Raw genomic sequence first — 5,027 nt, 5'->3', positions numbered from 1 at the left:
TGAAAAGCTGGGCTGGGAGGAGATCCCAGTTTCTCAGGTGGAAGCTTCTGACCTTGAAGCCAAGCTGATTGAGATTGACGAGAACCTGATGCGGCGGGAGCTGTCGCCGTTGGATCGTGCTGTGTTCTTGATGGCTCGCAAAGAGGTGCATGAAGAGATGTACCCGGATACCAAGAATGGCGGCGATAAAAAGAGCGTTGATTTTAAAGATAAAAATCAGATCGCCAAGTTGGCGAACCGATTTTCCAAGGCGGCAGCTGAGAAAACTGGTCTGTCTGAGCGGTCTATTCAGCGGGCAGTTTCTATTGTTTCGAGGCTTTCGCCTGATGTGATTGAGCTGGTGCGGGACACTGGCCTTGCTGAGAGCGGCAAGGAACTGGAAGCGCTGGCGAAAAAAGAGCCAGCTGCACAACGTGCGATCCTGAATGTGATTGCGGATGGAAATGCCACAAAGGTTTCTCAGGCGGAAGTGCTGCTGAGCATGAAGAGCAGCATGGCTCCGGTGAGTGAAGAGGAAAAGGCTTATCGCACCTTGCTTGCCAGCTGGAACCGGCTGGGGCGCAAGCGGCGCAGGAGCTTTCTGGACGCTCTGGGGCTGGAAGCCTCTGACGCTGTGCTTGATGCCAAGGTGAAGGACTAGCGCCATGGCTCGTAACAGACCCAGACGACAGCCCCATGATGATCGCCAGTTCGACATGTTTAATGCGGACGGACAGCCCGCGCAGGCTTTGTTTCCAGTGCGCACACCCAAGCGCGACATTGAGTGCATGGACTTTTCCGCCAAGTTGAAGCGGGCCATGTCTGATGCTTTGAAGGAATGCCCGTATAGCCGCGAAGATGTGGCGGCGCGGATGGGCACCATTTTGGGCCTGCCGAAATTCAGCAAGGGCATGCTGGACAAGTACACAAGCGAAAGCAGCGAGGCTCACCAGATTTCTCTGTTGCGGTTCAAGGCTTTTGTGAAGGCCACGGGCTGCAACTGGTTGTGGCAGCTGGTGGTGGAAGATGACGGACTGACCCTGATGCAAGGGGAAGAAGCCCGCTTTGCCCAAATTGGTGTGCTGAAGCAGAAAATCATTAAGGACCAGCAGATTTTGAAAGATCTGGAACGGTCACCTGTTGAGCTGCGCAGAGGACGGAGACGATAGATATGTTGCAAGAATGGTTTGAAGTTTCCGAATTGGCCGCTGTGCGCGTGAGTGACTGGCCGAATACGGAGCGCGGCTTGAATACGCTGATAGACCGTGAAGGCTGGCGCAACCATGGGGAGCGGTGCCGGGAGCGTGGCGGGCAAGGTGGTGGGTTTGAATACCATGTGAGCCTGTTGCCTGCGTCTGTGCAAGCCAAGTTGCTGGCGCAATCCGGGGCCATCAAGATCAAAGAAAAAGGTGCGGCAACCTCTGATGCCTGGGCAAACTATGAGCGCTTGTCTGAGAAGAAGAAACAGGATGCCAAAGAACGTTTGAGCGTGGTTGCCCGCATTGACACCATGCATCGCGGCGGGATGAGCAAAACCCATGCGGTTGCTTTTGTTGCAATGGAAACGGGTATTGCCTCCTCAACCCTTTGGAACTGGGAGAAGCTGACCCACGGCTATGCACGGGAAGACTGGCTTGCTGTGCTGACGCCCAAAAATCCGGGCCGCACGGCAACAGCTGAGTGTGATCCGCGTGCCTATGAGATGCTGAAGGCGGATTATCTGCGCCCTGAGGAACCGGGGTTTGCTGCGTGTTACCGGCGCATGAAGGAAGCTGCTGATCACCATGGCTGGACGCCTGTGCCAAGCGCGAAAACGTTGAAGCGGCGCATTGAGCGTGACGTGCCTGCGGGGGCGATAATGCTGTCGCGCAAAGGCAAGGATGCAGCCAAGCAGCTTTATCCGGCGCAGGAGCGAGACCGTTCTGTGTTCCATGCCATGGAAGCGGTGAATGCGGATGGTCATAAATTCGATGTGTTCGTTATCTGGGAAGATGGCAGCATTGGTCGCCCGTTGATGCTGGCCCTGCAGGATCTTCATTCCGGCAAGATGCTTTCTCACCGTATCCAGAAGTCCGAGAACAAGGACGCTGTGCGCCTTGCCATTGGCGACATGGTGGAGAGCTTTGGTATTCCTGACAGCATCTATCTGGACAATGGCCGCAGCTTTGCTTCCAAGTGGATTACAGGTCGGATGCCAACACGGTTCCGGTTCAAGGTGAAGGATGAAGATCCTTCCGGCATCCTGCATACACTGGGTGTTACCGTGCACTGGACTACGCCGTATTCAGGCCAGTCCAAGCCGATTGAACGCGCCTTTCGGGATCTGTGTGAGGAGATCGCCAAGCACCCGAAATGTGCCGGGGCTTATACGGGCAACAACCCGATGGCAAAGCCTGAGAACTACGGTTCCAAGGCTATTCCGATTGCCGAGTTTGAGCAGCATGTTGCTGAGCAGATCGTGCGTCACAACACCCGTGAGGGTCGCCGTGCCGGTTGCTGCAATGGCCGCTCGTTTGAGCAGACGTTTCGGGCATCGCTGGCAGACCCTTCGACCATCGTTCGAACGGCCTCTGAAGCACAGCGCCGCTTGTGGCTGATGGCTGCTGAAGGGGTTAAATCCCGCAAGCCATCGGGTGAAATTCATCTCAATGGAAATCGTTATTGGGCTCCTGCGATGAATGAGCATGCGGGCTCTAAAATGATCGTGCGGTTTGACCCTGACAATTTGCATAACGGGATCTTTGTTTACCGGCTGGATGGCTCGTTTGTGTGTGCAGCTGAGTGCATTGAAGCGGTTGGCTTTAATGACACCAATGCAGCCCGCGAACATGCCCGCAAGCGCACTGCTTACATGAAGACGATGCGTGAAGCACAGCGCCTTGAGGTTTCCATGGGCATTGATGAGGTCGCAAACTTGTTGCCGAAGATTGAGAGGGAAACCGAGGCCATGCCGGAACAGCAGGTTGTGCGTTTGGCGGTGGGTCAGGATCGGCCTGTGCCGCAAGGACCGGCATGGAATGAGGATGCTGACAAGAGTTTTGGCCGAGCTATGGCGGCCATGAGTAATTCGAGTAGTCGCGTAGTGCCCTTCCAGAGCGGGGCAGATAGCTGAGGAGATGCGTTGCAGGCATCTCCCCAACAAATTGACACGTCCGAAAACGGACATTTGACAGACGGAATAAAACATGAGCGATCGAATGAAACAAGTCTGGGATCTGGTTGATCCGATTACCGAGATCCCTGAAAAGCAGAAATGGGCGTGGCTGGATGCGCGTGTTGCAGCGAAGAAATACGCTGAAAAGAAAGGGCTTTCCAAGGCAGCGTTTGCCCGTGAAGTGGACATTGCAGCGGCTACATTTTCCGAGTGGTTTTCCGGTAAGTATCGTGGGGATTATACGAAGACCACCGACGCGGTGAGGTTGTTCGTTGATAACCAGCACAGCTTTGAACAGACTGAAATGCAAGTTCCTGAGGATCTTGGATATGTGGAAACGCCCACCTCAGAGAAGGTGATGAGCGCTCTACAGTTTGCCCAAAGCATGCCTGAAATGGTGGTGATTACTCTGGGTGCTGGCATGGGCAAAACCATGACGGCACGCAAATATGTTGAAGATCACTCTCACACCTATCTGGTGACTATGCGGCCAACCACATCCACACCAGCTGCTATGGTGCGTGAGATCGGTATGGCGATGGAAATTAATGAGCGGAACCTGCTCCTGCTGAGACATGCAATCGGTTTGCGGGTTCAGCGCAATGGCCGCAAGCCTATGCTGATCATTGATGAGGCTCAGAACCTTTCTGATAATGCAGTCAACGAACTGCGAGATTTTCTTGATCGGTATGGGTGCGGCATTGCTCTGATCGGCAATGAAGAGCTTTACACCCGCTTTGGCGGTGCTCAGCCCAAGGCTGCATATGCGCAGATCAACCGCCGCACTGGAATGCGCGTGCGCCAGATGCGTCCTACCAAACAGGACGTGGCTGTGATCGTGGATGCATGGGACATTGAAGATGTAGAAGCCCGCAAGATACTGCATGCCATTGGCCGCAAGCCTGGTGCTCTTTCCCAAGTCTCTAAAACAGTTCGATTGGCTCACATGCTGGCCTTTGGAAATGGCGGCAAGGTAGACGCAAAAACCATCCGCGCAGCCTGGTCTAACCGTGGGGGAGAAGAGCTATGAGTGCAGCCCTTGTCGGTCAACTAGAGACGCTGGAAGTCTGGTTCCGCGAATATACCAAACATGGAGAGCCGTTCTCTCAGCACAGTGCTGAAGCTTTTGGTGCGGGGCTCAAATGCGCCATTGAGACAGCTAGGGCAAGCCAGCAGACACCAGCAAAAAGCAACCTGCAGGTTGATGGCGTGATCTTCTTTCCCATCCCAGATCTGGAGCGCCCTGCAGATCCAGAAACTTCTGCTTGATTTAAAAGGATTGATTTCATGAGTAACGAAACACTCGTCCCAGAGGGTTGCTGGAAGAATGCCAAGGGCGCGTTTGTGCCTTTAGCAACCATTAAGATGGAACATCAGGAAGAAGATGCCCTTGTTAAAGAGATCGTTGAATCTGCGCGTTTCCTCAATCAGGCTCTTTCAAAATTCAAAGTAGATGCACTTGGCAATGTGCAAGCATTTCGTGAGTTAATCGCCGAAAAATATGGAGCGAAGAAGGGTGGCAAAAAAGGCAACATGACCTTGTTGTCTTATGACGGCACATTGGCTGTTCAGGTTGCCATTTCCGAGCACATAAGTTTTGGGGCAGAGCTGGAAGCGGCCAAAGCTCTAATTGATCAATGCATCAATAAATGGAGTGAAGGTGCGAATGCAAACCTTCAGGTGCTGGTCGATGATGCCTTCCACGTAGATCAACAAGGCAAGATTTCGACAAGCCGGGTTCTGAGCTTGCGCCGCTCCAGCATTGAAGATCCAGACTGGCTGCGAGCAATGGATGCCATCTCTGACGCTGTTCGCATCACGGGCTCCAAGACGTATCTGAGGATCTATGAACGTGATCCGATGACAGGCTTGCAAACACCGATCTCTCTCGATC

Annotated in this window: 5 protein-coding genes and 1 pseudogene; all 6 read left to right on the top strand. The window is 53.7% G+C overall.

The annotated features are described in order from the left end of the window. Positions 1 to 640, top strand: a pseudogene (locus PPL9_RS32580) (hypothetical protein); the annotation flags it as partial. Positions 641 to 644: 4 nt separating this feature from the next. Then, the gene (locus PPL9_RS26775; RefSeq protein ID WP_244273485.1) at positions 645 to 1,148 is read left to right on the top strand and encodes a hypothetical protein; all 504 of its coding nucleotides are present in this window, start codon (positions 645 to 647) and stop codon (positions 1,146 to 1,148) included. Between the two features lie 2 nt (positions 1,149 to 1,150). Beyond that, on the top strand, positions 1,151 to 3,091 hold the full coding sequence (locus tag PPL9_RS26770) for a transposase domain-containing protein (protein WP_059279748.1): 1,941 nt from the start codon (positions 1,151 to 1,153) through the stop codon (positions 3,089 to 3,091). Between the two features lie 73 nt (positions 3,092 to 3,164). Then, the gene (locus PPL9_RS26765) at positions 3,165 to 4,163 is read left to right on the top strand and encodes an AAA family ATPase (RefSeq protein WP_082597129.1); all 999 of its coding nucleotides are present in this window, start codon (positions 3,165 to 3,167) and stop codon (positions 4,161 to 4,163) included. Beyond that, positions 4,160 to 4,402, top strand: coding sequence for a hypothetical protein (locus PPL9_RS26760; protein ID WP_057465585.1), 243 nt, complete (start codon positions 4,160 to 4,162; stop codon positions 4,400 to 4,402). The genes PPL9_RS26765 and PPL9_RS26760 overlap by 4 nt, the downstream gene beginning before the upstream one ends. 18 nt (positions 4,403 to 4,420) lie before the next feature. Then, positions 4,421 to 5,027, top strand: a 607-nt coding sequence (locus PPL9_RS26755; RefSeq protein ID WP_057465584.1) for a DUF3164 family protein, incomplete at its 3' end; no start/stop codon positions are given.

This window comes from Pseudovibrio sp. POLY-S9, assembly GCF_001431305.1.
Classification (GTDB): domain Bacteria; phylum Pseudomonadota; class Alphaproteobacteria; order Rhizobiales; family Stappiaceae; genus Pseudovibrio.
The sequence above is the reverse complement of the archived record's forward strand: the minus strand, read 5'-3'. Positions and strand labels throughout refer to the sequence as shown.

What these genes read in the sequence shown, in the direction of transcription:
- PPL9_RS26775 (WP_244273485.1), top strand. Translation starts at nt 645, where the DNA reads ATGGCTCGTAACAGACCCAGACGACAGCCCCATGATGATCGCCAGTTC.
- PPL9_RS26770 (WP_059279748.1), top strand. Translation starts at nt 1,151, where the DNA reads ATGTTGCAAGAATGGTTTGAAGTTTCCGAATTGGCCGCTGTGCGCGTG.
- PPL9_RS26765 (WP_082597129.1), top strand. Translation starts at nt 3,165, where the DNA reads ATGAGCGATCGAATGAAACAAGTCTGGGATCTGGTTGATCCGATTACC.
- PPL9_RS26760 (WP_057465585.1), top strand. Translation starts at nt 4,160, where the DNA reads ATGAGTGCAGCCCTTGTCGGTCAACTAGAGACGCTGGAAGTCTGGTTC.